The organism is Burkholderia sp. BCC1644 (genome assembly GCF_902833225.1).
GTDB lineage: Bacteria > Pseudomonadota > Gammaproteobacteria > Burkholderiales > Burkholderiaceae > Burkholderia.
This window is the reverse complement of record NZ_CADFEI010000009.1, coordinates 18664-35023: the sequence shown is the minus strand read 5'-3', so window position 1 is coordinate 35023 and position 16360 is coordinate 18664. Positions and strand designations below refer to the sequence as shown.

Genomic DNA, 16360 nt, shown 5'->3' with positions numbered 1-16360 from the left:
AGGCAGACATGGCGACTATCGACGTCAAACACGTGTACAAGCTGTTCGGGCCGCAGGCCGCGCATGCGCGCGTGCTCGACCTGCTGCGCTCGGGCAAGCGCAAGGCCGACGTGCTGGCCGAAACGGGCTGCAACGTCGGGCTCAACGACGTGAGCCTCGGCATCGAGTCAGGCGAGATCTTCGTGATCATGGGGCTGTCGGGCTCGGGGAAATCGACGCTCGTGCGGCACTTCAACCGGCTGATCGAACCGACGGCCGGCGAGATCGTGATCGACGGCAGCGACGTGATCAAGCTCGACGCGCACGGGCTGCGCGAGCTGCGCCGCTTCAAGGTCAGCATGGTGTTCCAGAACTTCGGGCTGCTGCCGCACCAGACCGTGCTCGACAACGCCGCGTATGCGCTGCGCACGCGCGGCGAGAAACGGCACGACGCGGCCGACGCGGCGCGCAACTGGCTGACGAAGGTCGGGCTCGACGGGTATGGCGATCACTATCCGGACGAGCTGTCGGGCGGGATGCGCCAGCGCGTCGGGCTGGCGCGCGCGCTGGCGGCCGACACCGACGTGCTGCTGATGGACGAGGCGTTCTCCGCGCTCGACCCGCTGATCCGCACCGAGATGCAGGATCAGTTGCTCGAACTGCAGGCGACGCTGTCGAAGACGATCGTGTTCATCACGCACGATCTCGACGAGGCGCTACGCATCGGCGACCGGATCGCGATCCTGCGCGACGGCACGCTCGTGCAGGTCGGCACGCCGGACGACATCCTGTCGCGGCCGGCGGACGACTATGTGCGGCGGTTCGTCGAGAAACGCACGAGCATGAACTGACGCGCGTCTCGCTGCCCAGGCCGCGTACTGCGCTCACCGCGCGCGGTGCGCGGCCGTCGTCAGCACGATCTTGCCGACGTGCACGCCCGAGTCGATCAGCACGTGCGCACCGCGCGCGTCGTCGAGCGGGAAGGTGCGGAACACCTGTGGCTTGACCGTGCCCGCCGCGACGTGCGGCCACAGGTGGCGCTCGAGATCGGCGATGAGCGCGCCCTTTTCCTCCGGCGTGCGCGAGCGCAGCGTCGAACCGATGTGCGTGAGGCGCTTGGTCATCATCGGCCACACGTCGAGTTCCTTCGCCGGCCCGTTGAGCGCGCTGACCTGCAGGATCCGCCCGTTCATCGCCGCGGCCCGGTAATTGCGCGCCACGTAGTCGCCCGCGATGATGTCGAGGATCACGTCCACGCCCTTGCCGGCGGTGATCGCGTCGACTTCGGCGACGAAATCCTGTTCGCGGTAATTCACCGCGTGATCCGCGCCGAGCCGCAGGCTCGCGGCGCGATGCGCTTCCGAGCCGACCGTCGTGATGACGGTCGATGCGCCCATCGCCTTCGCGATCATCGTCGCGGTGGTGCCGATGCCCGATGCGCCGCCGTGGATCAGCACCGATTCGCCCGCCTGCAGCCGCCCGCGCTGGATCAGGTTCAGCCATACCGTCAGGAACGTTTCCGGCATCGCCGCGGCTTCGATCATGTCGAGGCCGGGCGGCAGCTTCATCGTCGTGAGGTGATGGGCGACCGCGTATTCCGCATAGCCGCCGCCCGTCACCAGCGCGCTGACGCGGTCGCCCGGCGCGAAACCGTGCACGGCTTCGCCGGTCGCGACGACTTCGCCGGCGATTTCCAGGCCCGGGATGTCGGACGCGCCGGGCGGCGGGTTGTAGAGCCCCTTGCGTTGCAGCACGTCCGGGCCGTTCACGCCGGCGGCGTGAACCCGGATCAGCACTTCGTCGGCCTTGGGCCGCGGCACGGGGCGACGTGCGGTCGCGAGGACGTCGGGGCCGCCGGGGCGGGTGATTTCGACTGCCGCCATGTCGGCGGGAATGGAGGAGAGCGTATCGGACATGTTTGCCTCGAAAAGACTGGTGAGTGGTCGGTGAAAAAAGTATAGGCTTGGGCCTTGATGAATTCACGCAGCGATTTTCACGACCACAGATGCAAATTTGCATCACCTTGGAGAAGGCGCTTGAACTGGGACGACGCACGAATTTTTCTCGCGATCCACCGGGAACGCAGCCTGCGCGGCGCGGCACGGGCGGTCGGGCTCGATCAGGCGACGGTCGGCAGGCGGCTTGCGGCGCTCGAGCGCGCGCTTGGGGCGACGCTGTTCCTGCGCACGTCGGCCGGGTACGTGCCGACCGCGGTGGGCGAGGTCGCGCTGCGCAACGTGGAGAAGATGGAGCAGTCGGCGATCGACCTGGTGCGGCAGACCCAGGGCGTCGACCGGCGCCTGGCCGGCGACGTGCGCGTGACGACGACCGATACGATCGGGCTCGAATTCGTGATGCGCGCGATGCGCGACCTGCACGACGAGCATCCGGACGTACGCGTGCTGCTCAACACGTCGACGCAGGTGGAGAACCTCGCCAAGCGCGAGGCGGACATCGCGATCCGCACGATCAAGCCCGACAATCCCGATCTGCTCACGCGCCGGCTCGCCGCGTGGCCGACGGGGTTGTACGCGTCAGAGGAATACCTGGCGCGGCATGGCGAACCGGTGCCCGGCACCGGCTTCGAAGGGCATGACCTCGTGTGCTTCCTGCCGCACCTGAATGCGCGCGGCCCGCTCACGGTGGTCGGCGAGCCGGTGCGCGCCGGGCGGATCGTGTCGGGGCTGAATTCGAATCTCATGCTGCGCGCGGCGGCGCGCGCCGGGCTCGGGCTCGCCGAACTCCCGGTGCCAATCGCGGAGCGCGACGCGCTGGTGCGCGTGTGGCCGGCGCGTACGTCGGCGCGGCCTTACGAAGTCTGGATGGTGACGCACAAGGATTTGCGGCATACCGCGCGGATGAGCGCGATGATCGACCACATCGTGCGGGTGTTCGACGAGGTGCCGGTGCAGGGCGGGGCGGGGGATTGAGGCGGGAACGGCAACCGGATCGCGATCCTGCCCGACAGCACGCCGGACGATATTCCGTCGCCGCCGGCCGACGATGACGTGAGGCGGTTCGTGGCGAGGCGCACGAGTGCGAACCGGGCCGGCGGTGGTTGGTTGCGAGACGACACTACTTGCCGGCCGCGGTCGACGTGACGACCGATATGTCGGTCAGCCGCACGCCGTACGGGCCGACCAGTTCCTTGACGCGGACGATGCCCGACGCGCTTGCGTCAGGCAGATCCAGATCACGGTTGCACACCGAGACCGGCGCAGCGAGTCCGTTGTCCATGAATGTGACCTGGTGCCGGCAGCCCTTCGGACCGGACTCGTCCAGCGCGAAGCCGGCCTCGAAGGAGCGGGGCGAATGCGCGGTCATTCTGACCAGCGCGCTGAGCGTGAAGTTGCCGAACATCATGCCCAGGCCGCCGAACATGAAAAGGCAGAAAAGGAGCTCCTTGAGGCCGCCCGCCTTTCGCAGGTCCGACGTGACGATCACGGCAAGCAGCGCGAAGGCAATGGCGAATCCGGCGACGACAGCCGAGGAACCGGGCCAGTCGGCAGGGTAGCAGTGCTTCGTCGCAAACAGGCCGACGAACATGATGACGAGCGGCGCGAGAATCAGCGAGAGAAAGGTGATTGCGTGCCATCTCTTCATTTCTTTTTTTTGTGTCGCCATCGAATCGGGAACCTGTCGCGCGAGGTGGAAGACCTCGTAAATTATGAACGACTTTCGACAGGCCCCCTGGCGACCACTCAGTGCGCGACGGGCTCCCGTTCGCCGGTCCGCGCGTCAGCCGTCTCGCCGCGCGACGCATCCGCCAGAATCAGATCCGCGCCTTTCTCCGCGACCATCATCGTCGGCGCGTTGATGTTGCCCGACGTGATGTTCGGGAACACCGACGCGTCGACGATCCGCAGCGCCTGCAGCCCGTGCACGCGCAGCGACGCATCGACCACCGACGTCGCCGCGTCCGGCCCCATCGCGCACGAGCCGCACAGGTGGTAGATCGAACCCGACTGCTCGCGGAAATACTGCAGCATCGCTTCGTCTGAATCGACCTGCGGCCCCGGCGAGATTTCCTCGACGGTCATCGACTTCAGCGCCGGCGCGCGCATCAGCGCACGAATCACCTTGCTGCCCTGCACGGCCTCGTCGAGATCCTTCTGCGTGGTGAGCGCGTTGATGTGGATCTTCGCGGCATCTTCCACGCGGTTCGACGCGATCTCGATCGTGCCGCGGCTCGTCGGCCGGCACGGGTTGAATGCGATCAGGAATCCGGAGTAAGGCTCGGGCTTGATGCTCGCGCGGTCGCTCTTCGGGATCCGGTACGACAGCGGGTTGAAGTAGAGCTGAATGTTCGGCTCCTGCGCATCGGCCGTGCCGCGGAAGAAGCCGCCCGCCTGGTTCACGCTCATTGCGAGCGGGCCGCGCTTCGTCAGCAGGTAGCGCAAGCCGATCTTCATCTTGCCGATGGGCGTACCCATCTCGTCGTTCAGCGTCGGCCGGTTCGCCTTGAAGTAGAAGCTCACGCACAGGTGGTCTTGCAGGTTGCGGCCGACGGCCGGCAGTGCCTGCACGAGCGGCACGTGGTGGCGCGCGAGCAGCGCCGGATCGCCGACCCCCGACAACTGCAGCAGCTTCGGCGTATCGACCGCGCCGGCCGCGAGGATCACCTCGCGCGCGGCGACGAGCGTTTCGTCGCCATGCTCGCCGGCGACGACCACGCCGGTCGCGCGCGTGCCGTCGAACGTCACGCGCCGCACGAGCACGCCCGAGCGCAGCGTGAGGTTCGAACGGCCCAGCGCGGGACGCAGGTACGCGAAGCTGCTGGAGCAGCGTTCGCCGTTTTTCGTGTTCAGATCGTAGATGCCCGCGCCCTCGAACTGCGCGCCGTTGAAATCGTCGGTGCGCGGCAGGTTCAGTTGCCCGCAACCCTTCAGGAACTCGTGGACGATCGGATGCACGTCGGCCTTCATCGACGTGATGTGGATCGGCCCCGTCGCGCCGTGATGCTGCGGATCGGTCGCGCCGGCCGCGTGGGTTTCGAGCTTGCGGAAGTACGGCAGCACGTCGTCGTACGCCCAGCCCGGATTGCCGGCGTTCGCCCAGTCGTCGTAGTCGCTGCGCTGGCCGCGCACGTAGACCATCGCGTTGATCGAGCCCGACCCGCCGACCACCTTGCCGCGCGGGCAGTACAGCTTGCGATCGGCGAGCTGCGCCTCGGGCTCGCTGTAGTACATCCAGTTGTAGCGGCGGTTGTAGTAGGTCTTCGTGAAGCCGACCGGCACCTTGAACCAGAACGACGCGTCGCGTTCGCCCGCTTCGAGCAGCAGCACCGAGTGCCGGCCCGATTCGCTCAGGCGGTTCGCGAGGATGCAGCCGGCCGAGCCCGCGCCGACGATGATGTAGTCGTAGCTCATGTCTGTCCTTTGCGCTCAGCCCTTCGCGGGGGCGAGATCCTTCACGTCGACGGGGTGTTCGCCCATCTGCAGGTGCAGCCGTTCGCCGGTGTAGGGCGTGTGGCGCTTCACGACGTCCATGTCGAGCTCGATGCCGAGGCCCGGCTCGTTCGACGGGATGATGTAGCCGTCTTCCCAGCGAATCGGCGTCTTCACGACTTCCGCGTGGAAGCCGCCCCACGTCATGATGCTTTCCTGGATCAGGAAGTTCGGCGTGCAGGTCGCGAGCTGGATGCTCGCGGCGGCGCCCACCGGCCCGTTGTACAGGTGCGGTGCGATCTGCGCGTAGTGCACTTCGGCGAGCGTCGCGATCTTCTTCGCTTCGAGCAGGCCGCCCACGCGCGCGACGTTCAGCTGCAGGATCGATGCGCCGCCCGCCTGCAGCAGCTTGTGGAATTCGTACTTGGTGGTCAGGCGCTCGCCGGTCGCGATCGGAATCGACGTATGCTTCGCGACTTGTGCGATCGCCTCTTCCTGGCCGGGGGGGACCGGCTCCTCGAACCACAGCGGGTCGTATTTCTCGAGCCGCTTCGCGAGCCGGATCGCCGACGACGGCACCATTTGCCCATGCGTGCCGAACAGCAGGTCGGCCTTGCTGCCGACGGCTTCGCGCACCTTGCGGCAGAACAGCTCGCAGCGGTCGAGCACTTCCAGCGACAACTGGTGGCCGGAGTACGCCGTGTACGGGCCGGCCGGGTCGAACTTGACGGCCGTGAAGCCGAGCTTCACGTTCTCGGCCGCGCATTCGGCCGCGAGGTCGGGGTCGTCGTAGTCGTATTCGCCCTTGGCGTTCTTCGGGTACAGGTACGTGTACGAGCGCAGCCGCTCGTGGATCTTCCCGCCGAGCAGTTCGTACACGGGTTTGCCGGCGGCCTTGCCGATGATGTCCCAGCACGCCATTTCAAGGCCGCTGACGACGCCCATCATCGTGAGGTCGGGGCGCTGCGTGAAGCCGCTCGAATAGGCCTGGCGGAACAGCCGTTCGACGTGATGCGGGTCGCGGTTCAGCAGATGGCGTTCGAACACGTCGTCGATGATCGGGGCCATTGCCTTCGGGCCGAACGTCGCCGAGTAGATTTCGCCGACGCCTTCGATGCCGTCGTCGGTCTTCAGCTTCACGAAGATCCAGTACATCCCGCCGACATGCGGCGGCGGCACGGCGACGATATGGGTTTCGAGAGAAACGATCTTCATACGGACTCCTGGATTCGGTGAATGCGGGTGAGGCGGTATTTGAGGAAGGCGGCCGCGCCCGCGCCGCAGAGCGCGATGGCCGCGATATAGCCGAAATAGAGCTGGTAGCCGTGCGCGCCCGGGTAGGTCTGCGTCACGTAGCCGTTGATCAGCGGCACGAACACGTCGGGCGAATAGCCGAGCACCGAGATCAGGCCGATCGCGAGGCCCGCGCAATGCGTCGGCACCTTGCAGTCGTCGAGCAGCGACCAGTACAGGCCGCGGATCGCGTAGGTGAGGATGCCGATGAACAGCACGAGCACGACGAGCATCGCCTGCGGGCTGTGCGCGGGCGCTGCGATCAGCCCGACGAGCGACAGCGCGGCGAGCACCAGCGCCCAGAACAGAACCGACACCTTCGAGACGCGGTCGCCGAGGAAGCCGCCGCCGATGCCGCCGACGGGGCGCATCCACAGCTTGAGCGTCGTGATGAAGCCGGCCGCCGTCGCGCTGAGCCCGAAATTACCTTCGTGCAGGTAGGCCGAGAAGCTGTAGGTTGCCCAGAACACCTGGTAGCCGCAGAACACGATCGCGGCGACGAGCCACAGCTCGGGGATCGCCGCGAGCGTCTTCAGGTCGGACAGCACGTTGCCTTTTCGGCGTTCCGTCACGGCCTTGCGTTCGTTCGCGCCCGCCGGATCCTTCACCAGCGCGAGCAGCACGCCGAGCGCGATGCAGAAGAACGCGTACAGATGCACGACGAGCCTGAAGCCGGCCGCATCGGTGCTGCCGTGCGCCTGCGTCACGTAGGCGAACAGCGTGATCGCGATCGTCGCGAGCAGCGCCTCGACGAGCCCGCGGCCGCCGTCGAGCAGCCCGAAGAAACGACCCTGTTCGTCGGGGCCCGCGATCATGTTCACGCGCTTGATCACGGCGGCCCAGAACGTGAGGCCGGTGGTCAGCCCCCAGCCGCCGAAGATCAGCACGAGCGTGTCGAACGACGGCCCGGTCGCGTAGACGAGCCCGAGCGCGCCCGTCGCGAGCAGCGAGAAGCAGATCAGCCAGCGCGGCGACAGACGGTCGGCCAGCCAGCCGCTCGGCAGGTAGCTGACGAGGAAGATCGTGCCGAGCGACGAGTACAGGTAGCCGAGCTGTACGTCGTCGATATGGAAGAACTGCAGCATCGTCGGCTGGTACACCTGCCGCAGATACAGCATCGGGTAGATCGCGCCCGCGGCGATCACGAGCAGCAGCAGTTGCAGGTAGCGTTGCGCACGGGAATGCTGCGACGCGTGGGCGTCGAGCGTTTTGTCTTGCAACGCGAGCGACGCGGCGGGTGTCGACGGTTGGGTCGGCATGATGTCTTCCTCCATCAGGCGTCCTTGAAGCGGAGGCCTGCAGATTTCTTATGTTCTGGTTGGGTCAGGTGCGGCGCGCGCGGCGTGGTGTCGGGGGCGCGCGCCGGAAACGATGCGTCGGCGTGACGGCGTCAGTACTTCATGACGACGAGGCGCGTCTGCGTGAATTCGAGCATCCCGTGCTTGCCGTCGTCGCCGCCGAGGCCCGAACGTTTCCAGCCGGCATGGAAGCCCTGGTACGGATCGGCCGGCGTGCGGTTCACGTACAGCTCGCCGGCTTCGATCGCGTTCGCGACGGTCATCGCGGTGCGGTAGTACTCGGTGTAGAGCACCGACGACAGGCCGAACTGGTGGTCGTTCGCCTGCGCGATCGCTTCGTCGATCGTCGTGTAGCGCAGTACGGGCATGATCGGGCCGAAGGTTTCCTCCTGCACGATCTCCATGTCCTGCCGCACGCCGGTGAGCAGCGTGGCCGGGTAGAAGAAGCCGGGGCCGTCGGGGATCGCGCCACCGGTTTCGAGCGTCGCACCAGCCGCGATCGCGCGTTCGACCATTCCGTGGATGTGCGCGCGCGCCGAAGCGCTGACGAGCGGGCCCATCCGTGTGGCGTCTTCCGCACGGTTGCCGATGCGCACGGCCGCCATCTTCTCCTTCAGCAGCGCGACGAAGCGGTCGTGCACGCTGTCGTGCACGTACACGCGCTCGATCGCCGTGCAGAGTTGGCCGCAATGGGTCGTCTTCGACGCGACGAGCGCAGCGGCCGCGCGTTCGAGATCGGCGTCGGGCTCGATGATCGCGGGCGTCTTGCCGCCGAGTTCGAGCGACGGCTTCGCGATGTTCGTCTTGCAGTAATCGAGTACCTTGCGGCCCGCGTTCACGCTGCCGGTCAGCGTGATCATCCCGACTGCGGGGTGCGTGCACAGCGCTTCGGCCGTCGCGTGGTCCATCGTCAGGATGTTGATGACACCCGGCGGGAAGCCCGCGTCGTCGGCCGCCTTCGCGATCTCGAACGCGGACACCGGCGTGTGGTTGCTCGGCCGCACGACCACGGTGTTGCCCGCGATCAGCGCGGGCGCGACCTTGCGCAGCAGCGTGTAGACGGGGTAGTTGAACGGGATCAGGCACGCGACGACGCCGATCGGCTCGCGCTGCAGGAACAGGTTCTCGTCGGGCGTGTCGCTCGGGATGATCTCGCCCTCGATCCGGCGCGCCCACTCGGCGTGATAGCGCGTGATCTGGCCCGCGTAGACGGCTTCGTTCGACGCGTCCTCGACGCTCTTGCCGGATTCCTGCGCGAGCGCCGCGCCGATCTCGGGGGCACGCGCGGTCAGCGCGTCGGCGAAGCGGTGCAGGTACGCGGCACGCTCGGCGCTCGGCAGCTTGCGCCATGCCTTCTGCGCGGCTGCTGCGGCGTCGACGGCGGCAAGTGCGTCGGCCGGCGTCGCGGCCGGCACGCGCGCGAACGGCGCTTCGGTGGCGGGATTGTGGACGACGATGAACGCGTCGCTTTCCGGGGCAACGAAACGGCCGTTCACGTAGTTGCGTTCGGTGCGCATGAAGTGACTCCTCCGATGAATGCAGGCGGATCGCTTCGGGTGGCGACACGCGTGGCATGGGATGGAGGCCATTCTGTTCATGCGTTTAGCGCACGGCAAACGACTTATTTTCGCGCCGAGCATGAGAAAAACGCACGTTACTCGACAAGTCGCCCGGAGTCGGCCGTCCGGCAAGGCTGTCGTGGTGGTGGCGGGATGGCGCGCGGGCGGCGGCCCTGTCGTATTTTCGACCGGTCCGCGTGCGGACCCGCGCGGGAGCCGGTAAGGTGTCGCCCGCGGCCCGCGGCCCGCGGCCCGCGGCCCGCAGCCGGCGGTCGCGGTCGCGGCGGTCGGGGACGGATCGCGCGTCAGGCCAGCGGCACTTGAGGCAGCGGCGACGACGGTTCGAGATGGCGCTTCGCGAGCCACACTTCCTGCTGCAGCCACTCGCGAAACTGGACGATGTGCGGCAGGTTCGTCTGCTCGGGCCGCGTGACGAACCAGTACGACTGGTGGCCGTCGACGTGTACGTTGAGCACCTGCATCAGTTGCCCGGTCGCCAGTTCGCGCGCGACCATGTGGCGATCGGCGATCGTGATCCCGAGGCCGTCGATCGCCGCGCGGATCGCGTGGTCGAGCAGGTCGAATTCGTAGCCGCCGCGCGTGTCGACATCCGCGATGCCGGCGGCTTTCAGCCAGTGCTGCCAGGTCAGATAGCGCTGGTCGTCGGTGGCGAGCACGTGCAGTAGCGTGAAGCGGTTCAGGTCGATCGGCGCGCCGTCCTGTCGCAGCCGCGCATACAGCGCGGGCGCGCAGACGGCGATATGCTGCTCCTGCATCAGCAATGCGTTGTCGAAGCCGTCCCATTCGCCGTCGCCGAACCGGATCGCGCAGTCGAGCACGCGCGATTCGCCGAGGCTGTCGTGAATGCGGGTCGTGAGGCTCAGCTCGAATTCGGGATGCGCGTCGCGCAGCCGGCCGAGCCGCGGCATCAACCAGCGCGCGGCGAAGGTGGGCGGCACGTTCGCGCGCAGGCGGTTCAGGTGGGTTTTTTCCTGCAGGCTGCGTACGGTCAGCTCGATCTTGTCGAACGATTGCTGCAGCGCGCGCAGCAGCACGCGGCCCGCTGCCGTCAGTTCGAGCTGGTGATGGCGGCGCTCGAGCAGGGTTTCGCCGAGCTGGCCTTCGAGCTGGCGAACCTGGCGGCTCACCGCGCTCTGCGTCACGTTGAGCAGTTCGGCCGCGCGTGTGAAGCTGCCGGTGCGGCCGGCCATCTCGAAGGCTTTCAGCGCGTTCAGCGCCGGCATCTTGCGTCTCACGGGGCGGTGTCGTGTTTGGTGCGGGATGCTTATTGTAGGCGGGCGGCGCGGGCGCGGGGACGATGAATGGATGCGACGGAGGACGCGGGCCCCCGGGGTTTTTACGGCGCGGCGGTTGGCGCGCAGGATGGTCGGCGGCGCCGGCGCGCAACAGCGTGAACGACACGAACGATACAAACGATACGAACGAAAGGGACACACATCATGCGACGCCTGCCATCGTTGATCGCGCTGCGATTTTTCGAGGAGACCGCGCGTCACCTGAGCTTCAACCGTGCGGCGGTATCGCTGTGCGTGACGCAGGGGGCGGTGAGCCGGCAGATCCGGCTGCTCGAGGAGGCGCTCGGCGCGCGGCTGTTCGAGCGCGATCACAAGGGTGTGCGCCTGACCGATGCCGGCCAGCGGTTGCTGCCGTTCATCGGGCAGGCGTTCGACACGATCGAACGTGGCGTCGACGAAGTCGCCGCCACGCGGCCGGGTGCGAAGCGGCGCCTGACGGTGTCGCTGCCGCCGACGTTCGCGACGCAGTGGTTTTCGCCGCGGCTCGGCACGCTCGCGGAGGCGCTGCCCGACGTCGAGTTGTCGATCCGCACCGAGCCGGCCGACGATTGTCATTGCCACATCCGCTTCGGGCGCGCGGCGCGCGCCGGGATGCAGTCGGAGCTGCTGATGATGGAGCGGCATGCGCTTGTCGGTGCGCCGCGTTATCGCGGCGATGCGCTCGACGTGCTGCTCGGCCGGCTGCCGTCGCTGCATGTGCTGCACGAAGGCAAGCGCCTGACGTTATGGGCCGACTGGTGCGAGCAGGCGGGCGTGCCGGTGGCGCGGATCGGCGACGGCATCGAGTTTTCCACGCTCGAACAGGCGATCCGCGCGGCGCGCAAGGGCGCGGGGCTGGCGGTGGTCGACCTCAACATGATCGAGGAGGAGATCGCCGAGGGCAGCCTCGTGCGGCTGTCGCCGGTGCAGCCGATCGGGCCGTTCGGCTATTGGCTCGATGTCGAGCCGGAGAGTGTCGCGGTCGAGCACGTGGTTGCGTTTGCCGCGTGGTTGCGGGGGCAGGTGGCGAGGCGGGGGTAGAGGGTGATGGCGGGACGCGGCTGATCGAGGGGTGGGGGAAATCGGATCAGTCCGCGCCGGTCGTGCGGTGCCTCCTGCTTGGGCGTCTGTCAAAGATCGTTACGAACTGAAGGCTGGCTAGATCGTCGTTGAACCGAGCCGCGCGGTTACATTCCATTGCCGCGGGCTAGAGGTCGGGGTCCTGTCCGAAGTGCAGGAGTGTTTCCCGGCGACAACGGGCTTCGGCATCGGCCATCGAGATGATCTGCAATGTGCTTTTCGAGTGATCGATCGGCCCCACGTCGAAGACTTTTCTTTGCGGCGGTGATGCCGGCTTGCCGGCCGGTTGCACGTGATATTCGACGGCAGACGTCAGCGCCGCCTGCGCTTGATCGTGATGGCGTGTGCTTGCGACGAGTTCGCCAATGAGCTGCCGGATTTCCGAGAGACGAATGGGGCGATTCTCGTTCGTCATGCGGCTGCGCCTGGCTATTTGCTTCGCGAAACGGAAGCCCGTGATCGGATGGTGCTTTTGTGTCATTCGTAAATTCCTTTCTCGATCAGGTATTGCTGCAGCGTCAGCACTGACTGGCTATGCGGGGCAACCTCGAATGTCATCCAGCGATGTGACCCGGCGACTCGCCAGAAGTCCCGCCCGAATCGCGTTGCGTAGAGTGCACGTAGCGACCGAAGCGACCGGTCGGCCAACCCGACCGGATATCCGGGGAAATGCTGGAACAGTGCAGCCTCGTCACCGTGCCGATTCGGAATCGGCGCATCGAAGCCGAACCTGGGCCATGCGTAGTATCCGGAGAGCTTTGGTCCACCGGGTTCCGGGGCGGCTTTGCGACCGCCTATCGCGAACGCACTGATCCGGGCAATCCTCAGCCTATCGCATGCTCTTACGATTCGCCATAGCATCGCTGCGCCGAGTCCGGCGACAGCGGTGTCGACAAGATCGATGGATCCCAATTCGAGTACGCGCGTGTCCGGGGTTTTGAGCACGGAGATGCGATTTTCCGAGCGGATCAATTTCGGATGCGTGACGGCGAATGTCAGCCGGTCCGCGCTGTCGACATAGGCTTGAATTTCCGACCCGGCGGGCGCTCCGCACAATGAAACGAGCAGTTCGTCGGGGATGTTGCCGCTCACGCCAAGCAACGCGGGAATATCGAGGTCGTTTCGATCGACCTCGAGCCGATCGTCGAAATACGTCGTCTCGTACGGCAGAACATGACTGAGATCGACAGTTGGAGCGGGCATGGCTTCCGGCAATGAATGGAAAGCCCCAGCATATCGCCGCGAATCCGGCAGGCCGAGTCCGCCAAACGGCCAATCTCGATGCGGGACGATCGCCTTTTCCGCCCGCCTTACGACCAGTCGAACGTCAACAACGCCACACGGCTCACCGGCTCGTAAAACAGCAGAATCCAGTCCGCCCCCATCGCGCGATATTCCCATCCGGTCACACCGGCGACGAAGCGAAAGCGTGCACCGTCGGGGCCGATCGGCCGGATGTTGTCCGGATCGCTGTCGTCGACCGGAAAATCCGAGGTGCCCGACCAGTTGCCCCAGCCGACTGATCCGCCAAGCTGGTCGATGATGTTGCACGGTTTTTCCTGGCTGAAATCGCGCTCGTCCGGCGCGTACTGGTTGGACGAGTAGAGCACGCCGTATTCGGCGAACCGCTGGCGCGCCGCTTCGATGCTGGCTTGTTGCTCGGCGTAATGCGCCTCCAGTTCCGCGCGATAGCCTGCGTCATGCGTGCCGGGCGGGTTTTCCAGATAGAAGTAGCGCGGGTCGCCGAGCAGCGTGTAGCGGTTGTCGTCGTCGAGCCGGAACCCGATCCAGTTCGCGCGCAGATAGTCGTTGTGGTACGCGGCCGTGTCCTGCCCGACGAGCCCGTCATAAGGTTCGACGGGGCTGAGCAGGTGGATCCAGCCCTCCCACGATGGATTGACCGTCGACAGGTCGATCGATACGAGCGGATGCAGATGGCGCGCGAGCGCGGTATGGGGCTCGGCAAAGACGTCCGTGTCCGACGGGTAGACCTTCAGGCCGGGTTGTGGCGTGACGATGTCTTCAATCATGATCGGTGTCCGCATGGTGAGCGTTCGGCAAGGCTACACGAGTGCAGGCGAAACCCGGATGAATGGCGGCGCCGCAGCAGCCTGTCTGAATCCCGTTCCGTTCCACCCATCCGGTCGCATGTGAAAGTAGTCGCGCCGGCCCGTCTGGAGATCGTTCGCTTGATAATAGTTGATAACCGGGATACGCTGGATGGATCGAATTCAATCCGGTCGGGAGGTCGACATGATCAGCGCGGAACTGGGCCAGCAACTGGAGGCTTATGTCGCGAAGCTGGTCGAATCGGGGCGCTACGGTTCCAAGAGCGAAGTGCTGCGCGAAGGCGTGCGCCTGATCCAGGATCGCGAGGCGCAACTGAATGCGCTGGACGCGGTGATCGCGCGCAGCGTGGCCGATGCGGAAGCAGGACGCGGCGCCGAGGCGGCGGAAGTCTTCGATCGTCTCGAGGCGAAGTACCGGGCCCAGGCCGATCGTCAGGCCTGACCGTGCGCCTGTCGGATTTCGCGATTGCCGAACTCGAAGCGATCGCCGATTACATCGCGCGTGACAACCCGGAACGCGCCGTGACGTTCGTGCGGGAGATTCGCGACAAATGTCTGGGCCTGGCCGTGATGCCGCGGGCATTTCCGCTGGTGCCGCGCTTCGAGCGCCACGGCGTGCGGCACCGCGTGTACGGCAACTACCAGATCTTCTATCGTGTCGTCGGCGATCCGCCGACGCGGATCGATATCCTTTACATCCTGCACGGCGCGCGGGACTACGCGTCGATTCTGTTCTGAGCGATATCGGCGACCGCTTCTTCTCGCAGGGAACACGAGAATCCGCCGGCCGCATTGCATGAACCCGGCCTTGGCCGGGTTCGTTCCGATCGCATTCCGCATCGCCACCGCGCATGAGCCGTATGTCGCTGCGAAAGCACGGGGCACGACGACGGAGGCGGGCACGCAACCCGCCTCCGTCGTCAATGCCCCGACGCCTCCTCCAGCGTCAGATGCTTCGTCTCCGGTGCCCACGCGATCGACACGATCATCCCCACCAGCAGCACGCCCGCGAGCGCGAACATCGTCGCGTGAAAGCCGAGCGTCGCGATGCCGGCCGGCAGCAGGAACGTGCCGATCGCCGAACCGAGCCGGCTGCACGCGATCGCGAGACCGACGCCGCATGCACGCACTTCGGTCGGAAAGCACTCGGGCGGGAACACGCCGACGAGGTTGCTGAACGCCGACATCGTCAGCGTGAAGATCGCGAACGCGACGATCATCGCGACGGCCGCCGACGACGGCAGCACCGCGAGCGCGACGAGCGACGCGCACGTCACCGCGAACGAGCCGATCAGGAAGCCGCGTCGCGACAGCCGGATCGTCAGCCAGATGCCGATCAGCGCACCCAGCACGAGAAACGCGTTCAGCAGCAGGTCCGCACCGAAACCTTCGGCGAGGCCGATCGTCTTCAGGATCGTCGGCAGGAACGTGTAGATCGCGAAATACGGAATCACGAGGCACACGAAGAACGCACAGTTGAAAATCGTGGGGCGGATCAGGTCACGCTGGAACAGTCGCGCGAAGCCGGCATTCGCATGCGGTTCGGCCGAACCGTCGAGCATCACGTGCGGCCCGAAATGCTTCGCGACGATCGCGCGCGCTTCCTGCACACGGCCCTTGCCGAGCAGCCAGCGCGGCGATTCGGGCGTGCCGATCCGCAGCACCAGCACGATCAGCGCAGGCAACGCGGCCGACGCGAGCAGCCAGCGCCATGCGTCGGGCGCGGCGTCGCTGTACGCGAGGCCGAGCACGTTCGCGGCGACATAGCCGATCGTCCAGATCACGCTGAACGAGCCGAGCAGCGCACCGCGATGCTTGCGCGGCGAGAATTCGGCGAGGATCGCGTGGCCGACGGTGAAGTCGCCGCCCATCCCGAAGCCGATCAGCACGCGCAGCACGCACAGTTCGAGCGGCGACGTGACAAAGCACTGCGCGAACGCGGCCGCCGTGATGATCACGAAGCTCGTCAGGAAGATCTTCTGCCGGCCCATCCGGTCGGACAGCCAGCCGAACACGAGGCTGCCGAAAAAGATGCCGATCAGCGCCGAGCTGCCGATCATCCCCATCCAGAACGCATCGATCGGCATCTGCTTGCCGAGTGCGGCCAGCGCGTAGCCGATCGTGCCGAGCGTGTAGCCCTCGGTGAAGTGCGCGCCGAACGTCAGGCCGGCGATCTTCACGTGGAAACGGTTGAGCGGCACGTCGTCGAGCGCGACGGGGCGGTGCGGCGCGCCGGCGCCACGCGACAGCGGCAATGCGCGTGCGGTGCCGGATTGAACGTTGGCTTGAGTCAAGCTGCCTCCTGGATTGTTATCTGGTGCGCAGCGGCGCGTGCAGGCGGCATGCCGCCGCGAGCGTCGTGCGAGGCGCCGCGCGGCCGGGCGGCGCGCGGCGCGGGTC

Annotated in this window: 16 protein-coding genes; 5 read left to right on the top strand and 11 right to left on the bottom strand. The window is 66.5% G+C overall.

Annotated elements, in window-relative coordinates:
* Positions 1–8: 8 nt before the first annotated feature.
* Positions 9–830 (top strand): betaine/proline/choline family ABC transporter ATP-binding protein, encoded by an 822-nt coding sequence (locus HWX87_RS19065; protein WP_176048568.1) that lies wholly within the window; start codon positions 9–11, stop codon positions 828–830.
* A 33-nt stretch (positions 831–863) separates the two neighbouring features.
* On the opposite strand, the gene HWX87_RS19060 is transcribed toward HWX87_RS19065, so the two are convergent.
* A complete protein-coding gene (locus HWX87_RS19060) occupies positions 864–1895 on the bottom strand; it encodes an NAD(P)H-quinone oxidoreductase (protein WP_244137706.1) in 1032 nt (343 codons plus the stop codon).
* 120 nt (positions 1896–2015) lie between these two features.
* Between HWX87_RS19060 and HWX87_RS19055 the strand changes: the two genes are divergently transcribed.
* Complete coding sequence (locus HWX87_RS19055) at positions 2016–2909, top strand: LysR family transcriptional regulator (RefSeq protein ID WP_176048567.1); 894 nt, start codon at positions 2016–2018, stop codon at positions 2907–2909.
* Between the two features lie 145 nt (positions 2910–3054).
* Here HWX87_RS19055 and HWX87_RS19050 read toward each other — a convergent pair whose 3' ends face one another.
* The 6 genes from HWX87_RS19050 to HWX87_RS19025 form a co-directional block, all read right to left on the bottom strand.
* Positions 3055–3603 (bottom strand): hypothetical protein, encoded by a 549-nt coding sequence (locus HWX87_RS19050; RefSeq protein ID WP_176048566.1) that lies wholly within the window; start codon positions 3601–3603, stop codon positions 3055–3057.
* 77 nt (positions 3604–3680) lie between these two features.
* Positions 3681–5348: a GMC family oxidoreductase N-terminal domain-containing protein gene (locus HWX87_RS19045; RefSeq protein ID WP_176048565.1), complete on the bottom strand. Its 1668-nt coding sequence runs from the start codon at positions 5346–5348 to the stop codon at positions 3681–3683.
* A 15-nt stretch (positions 5349–5363) separates the two neighbouring features.
* Positions 5364–6581 (bottom strand): mandelate racemase/muconate lactonizing enzyme family protein, encoded by a 1218-nt coding sequence (locus HWX87_RS19040; protein ID WP_176048564.1) that lies wholly within the window; start codon positions 6579–6581, stop codon positions 5364–5366.
* Positions 6578–7918, bottom strand: coding sequence for an MFS transporter (locus HWX87_RS19035; protein WP_176048563.1), 1341 nt, complete (start codon positions 7916–7918; stop codon positions 6578–6580). Before HWX87_RS19035 ends, HWX87_RS19040 begins: the two co-directional genes overlap by 4 nt.
* A gap of 131 nt (positions 7919–8049) precedes the next feature.
* Positions 8050–9474 (bottom strand): aldehyde dehydrogenase, encoded by a 1425-nt coding sequence (gene aldA / locus HWX87_RS19030; RefSeq protein ID WP_176048562.1) that lies wholly within the window; start codon positions 9472–9474, stop codon positions 8050–8052.
* Positions 9475–9821: 347 nt separating this feature from the next.
* Positions 9822–10760 carry a LysR substrate-binding domain-containing protein gene (locus tag HWX87_RS19025; protein ID WP_176048812.1) on the bottom strand — a complete coding sequence of 313 codons (939 nt, stop codon included), beginning with the start codon at positions 10758–10760 and terminating at the stop codon, positions 9822–9824.
* Between the two features lie 216 nt (positions 10761–10976).
* Between HWX87_RS19025 and HWX87_RS19020 the strand changes: the two genes are divergently transcribed.
* Positions 10977–11852 carry a LysR family transcriptional regulator gene (locus HWX87_RS19020; protein WP_176048561.1) on the top strand — a complete coding sequence of 292 codons (876 nt, stop codon included), beginning with the start codon at positions 10977–10979 and terminating at the stop codon, positions 11850–11852.
* A 166-nt stretch (positions 11853–12018) separates the two neighbouring features.
* Here the strand turns inward: HWX87_RS19020 and HWX87_RS19015 are convergent, their stop codons facing one another.
* The 3 genes from HWX87_RS19015 to HWX87_RS19005 form a co-directional block, all read right to left on the bottom strand.
* Complete coding sequence (locus tag HWX87_RS19015; RefSeq protein WP_176048560.1) at positions 12019–12372, bottom strand: hypothetical protein; 354 nt, start codon at positions 12370–12372, stop codon at positions 12019–12021.
* A complete protein-coding gene (locus HWX87_RS19010) occupies positions 12369–13094 on the bottom strand; it encodes a hypothetical protein (protein WP_176048559.1) in 726 nt (241 codons plus the stop codon). The genes HWX87_RS19015 and HWX87_RS19010 overlap by 4 nt, the downstream gene beginning before the upstream one ends.
* A 107-nt stretch (positions 13095–13201) precedes the next feature.
* Complete coding sequence (locus HWX87_RS19005; RefSeq protein ID WP_176048558.1) at positions 13202–13921, bottom strand: hypothetical protein; 720 nt, start codon at positions 13919–13921, stop codon at positions 13202–13204.
* 223 nt (positions 13922–14144) lie between these two features.
* On the opposite strand from HWX87_RS19005, the gene HWX87_RS19000 reads away from it, so the two are divergent.
* Together HWX87_RS19000 and HWX87_RS18995 are read left to right on the top strand one after the other, a co-directional pair.
* A complete protein-coding gene (locus HWX87_RS19000) occupies positions 14145–14402 on the top strand; it encodes a type II toxin-antitoxin system ParD family antitoxin (protein ID WP_124840527.1) in 258 nt (85 codons plus the stop codon).
* On the top strand, positions 14399–14698 hold the full coding sequence (locus HWX87_RS18995; RefSeq protein ID WP_176048811.1) for a type II toxin-antitoxin system RelE/ParE family toxin: 300 nt from the start codon (positions 14399–14401) through the stop codon (positions 14696–14698). Before HWX87_RS19000 ends, HWX87_RS18995 begins: the two co-directional genes overlap by 4 nt.
* Before the next feature lie 182 nt (positions 14699–14880).
* Here HWX87_RS18995 and HWX87_RS18990 read toward each other — a convergent pair whose 3' ends face one another.
* Entirely contained in the window at positions 14881–16215 is a 1335-nt protein-coding gene (locus HWX87_RS18990) for an MFS transporter (RefSeq protein WP_244137722.1), read from the bottom strand.
* Between the last annotated feature and the right edge of the window lie 145 nt (positions 16216–16360).

Excerpts from the sequence above, each read along its gene's own strand:
- HWX87_RS19065 (WP_176048568.1), top strand. The coding sequence starts at position 9 with ATGGCGACTATCGACGTCAAACACGTGTACAAGCTGTTCGGGCCGCAG.
- HWX87_RS19060 (WP_244137706.1), bottom strand. The coding sequence starts at position 1,895 with ATGTCCGATACGCTCTCCTCCATTCCCGCCGACATGGCGGCAGTCGAA.
- HWX87_RS19050 (WP_176048566.1), bottom strand. The coding sequence starts at position 3,603 with ATGGCGACACAAAAAAAAGAAATGAAGAGATGGCACGCAATCACCTTT.
- HWX87_RS19045 (WP_176048565.1), bottom strand. The coding sequence starts at position 5,348 with ATGAGCTACGACTACATCATCGTCGGCGCGGGCTCGGCCGGCTGCATC.
- HWX87_RS19040 (WP_176048564.1), bottom strand. The coding sequence starts at position 6,581 with ATGAAGATCGTTTCTCTCGAAACCCATATCGTCGCCGTGCCGCCGCCG.
- HWX87_RS19035 (WP_176048563.1), bottom strand. The coding sequence starts at position 7,918 with ATGCCGACCCAACCGTCGACACCCGCCGCGTCGCTCGCGTTGCAAGAC.
- aldA (WP_176048562.1), bottom strand. The coding sequence starts at position 9,474 with ATGCGCACCGAACGCAACTACGTGAACGGCCGTTTCGTTGCCCCGGAA.
- HWX87_RS19025 (WP_176048812.1), bottom strand. The coding sequence starts at position 10,760 with ATGCCGGCGCTGAACGCGCTGAAAGCCTTCGAGATGGCCGGCCGCACC.
- HWX87_RS19020 (WP_176048561.1), top strand. The coding sequence starts at position 10,977 with ATGCGACGCCTGCCATCGTTGATCGCGCTGCGATTTTTCGAGGAGACC.
- HWX87_RS19015 (WP_176048560.1), bottom strand. The coding sequence starts at position 12,372 with ATGACACAAAAGCACCATCCGATCACGGGCTTCCGTTTCGCGAAGCAA.
- HWX87_RS19010 (WP_176048559.1), bottom strand. The coding sequence starts at position 13,094 with ATGCCCGCTCCAACTGTCGATCTCAGTCATGTTCTGCCGTACGAGACG.
- HWX87_RS19005 (WP_176048558.1), bottom strand. The coding sequence starts at position 13,921 with ATGATTGAAGACATCGTCACGCCACAACCCGGCCTGAAGGTCTACCCG.
- HWX87_RS19000 (WP_124840527.1), top strand. The coding sequence starts at position 14,145 with ATGATCAGCGCGGAACTGGGCCAGCAACTGGAGGCTTATGTCGCGAAG.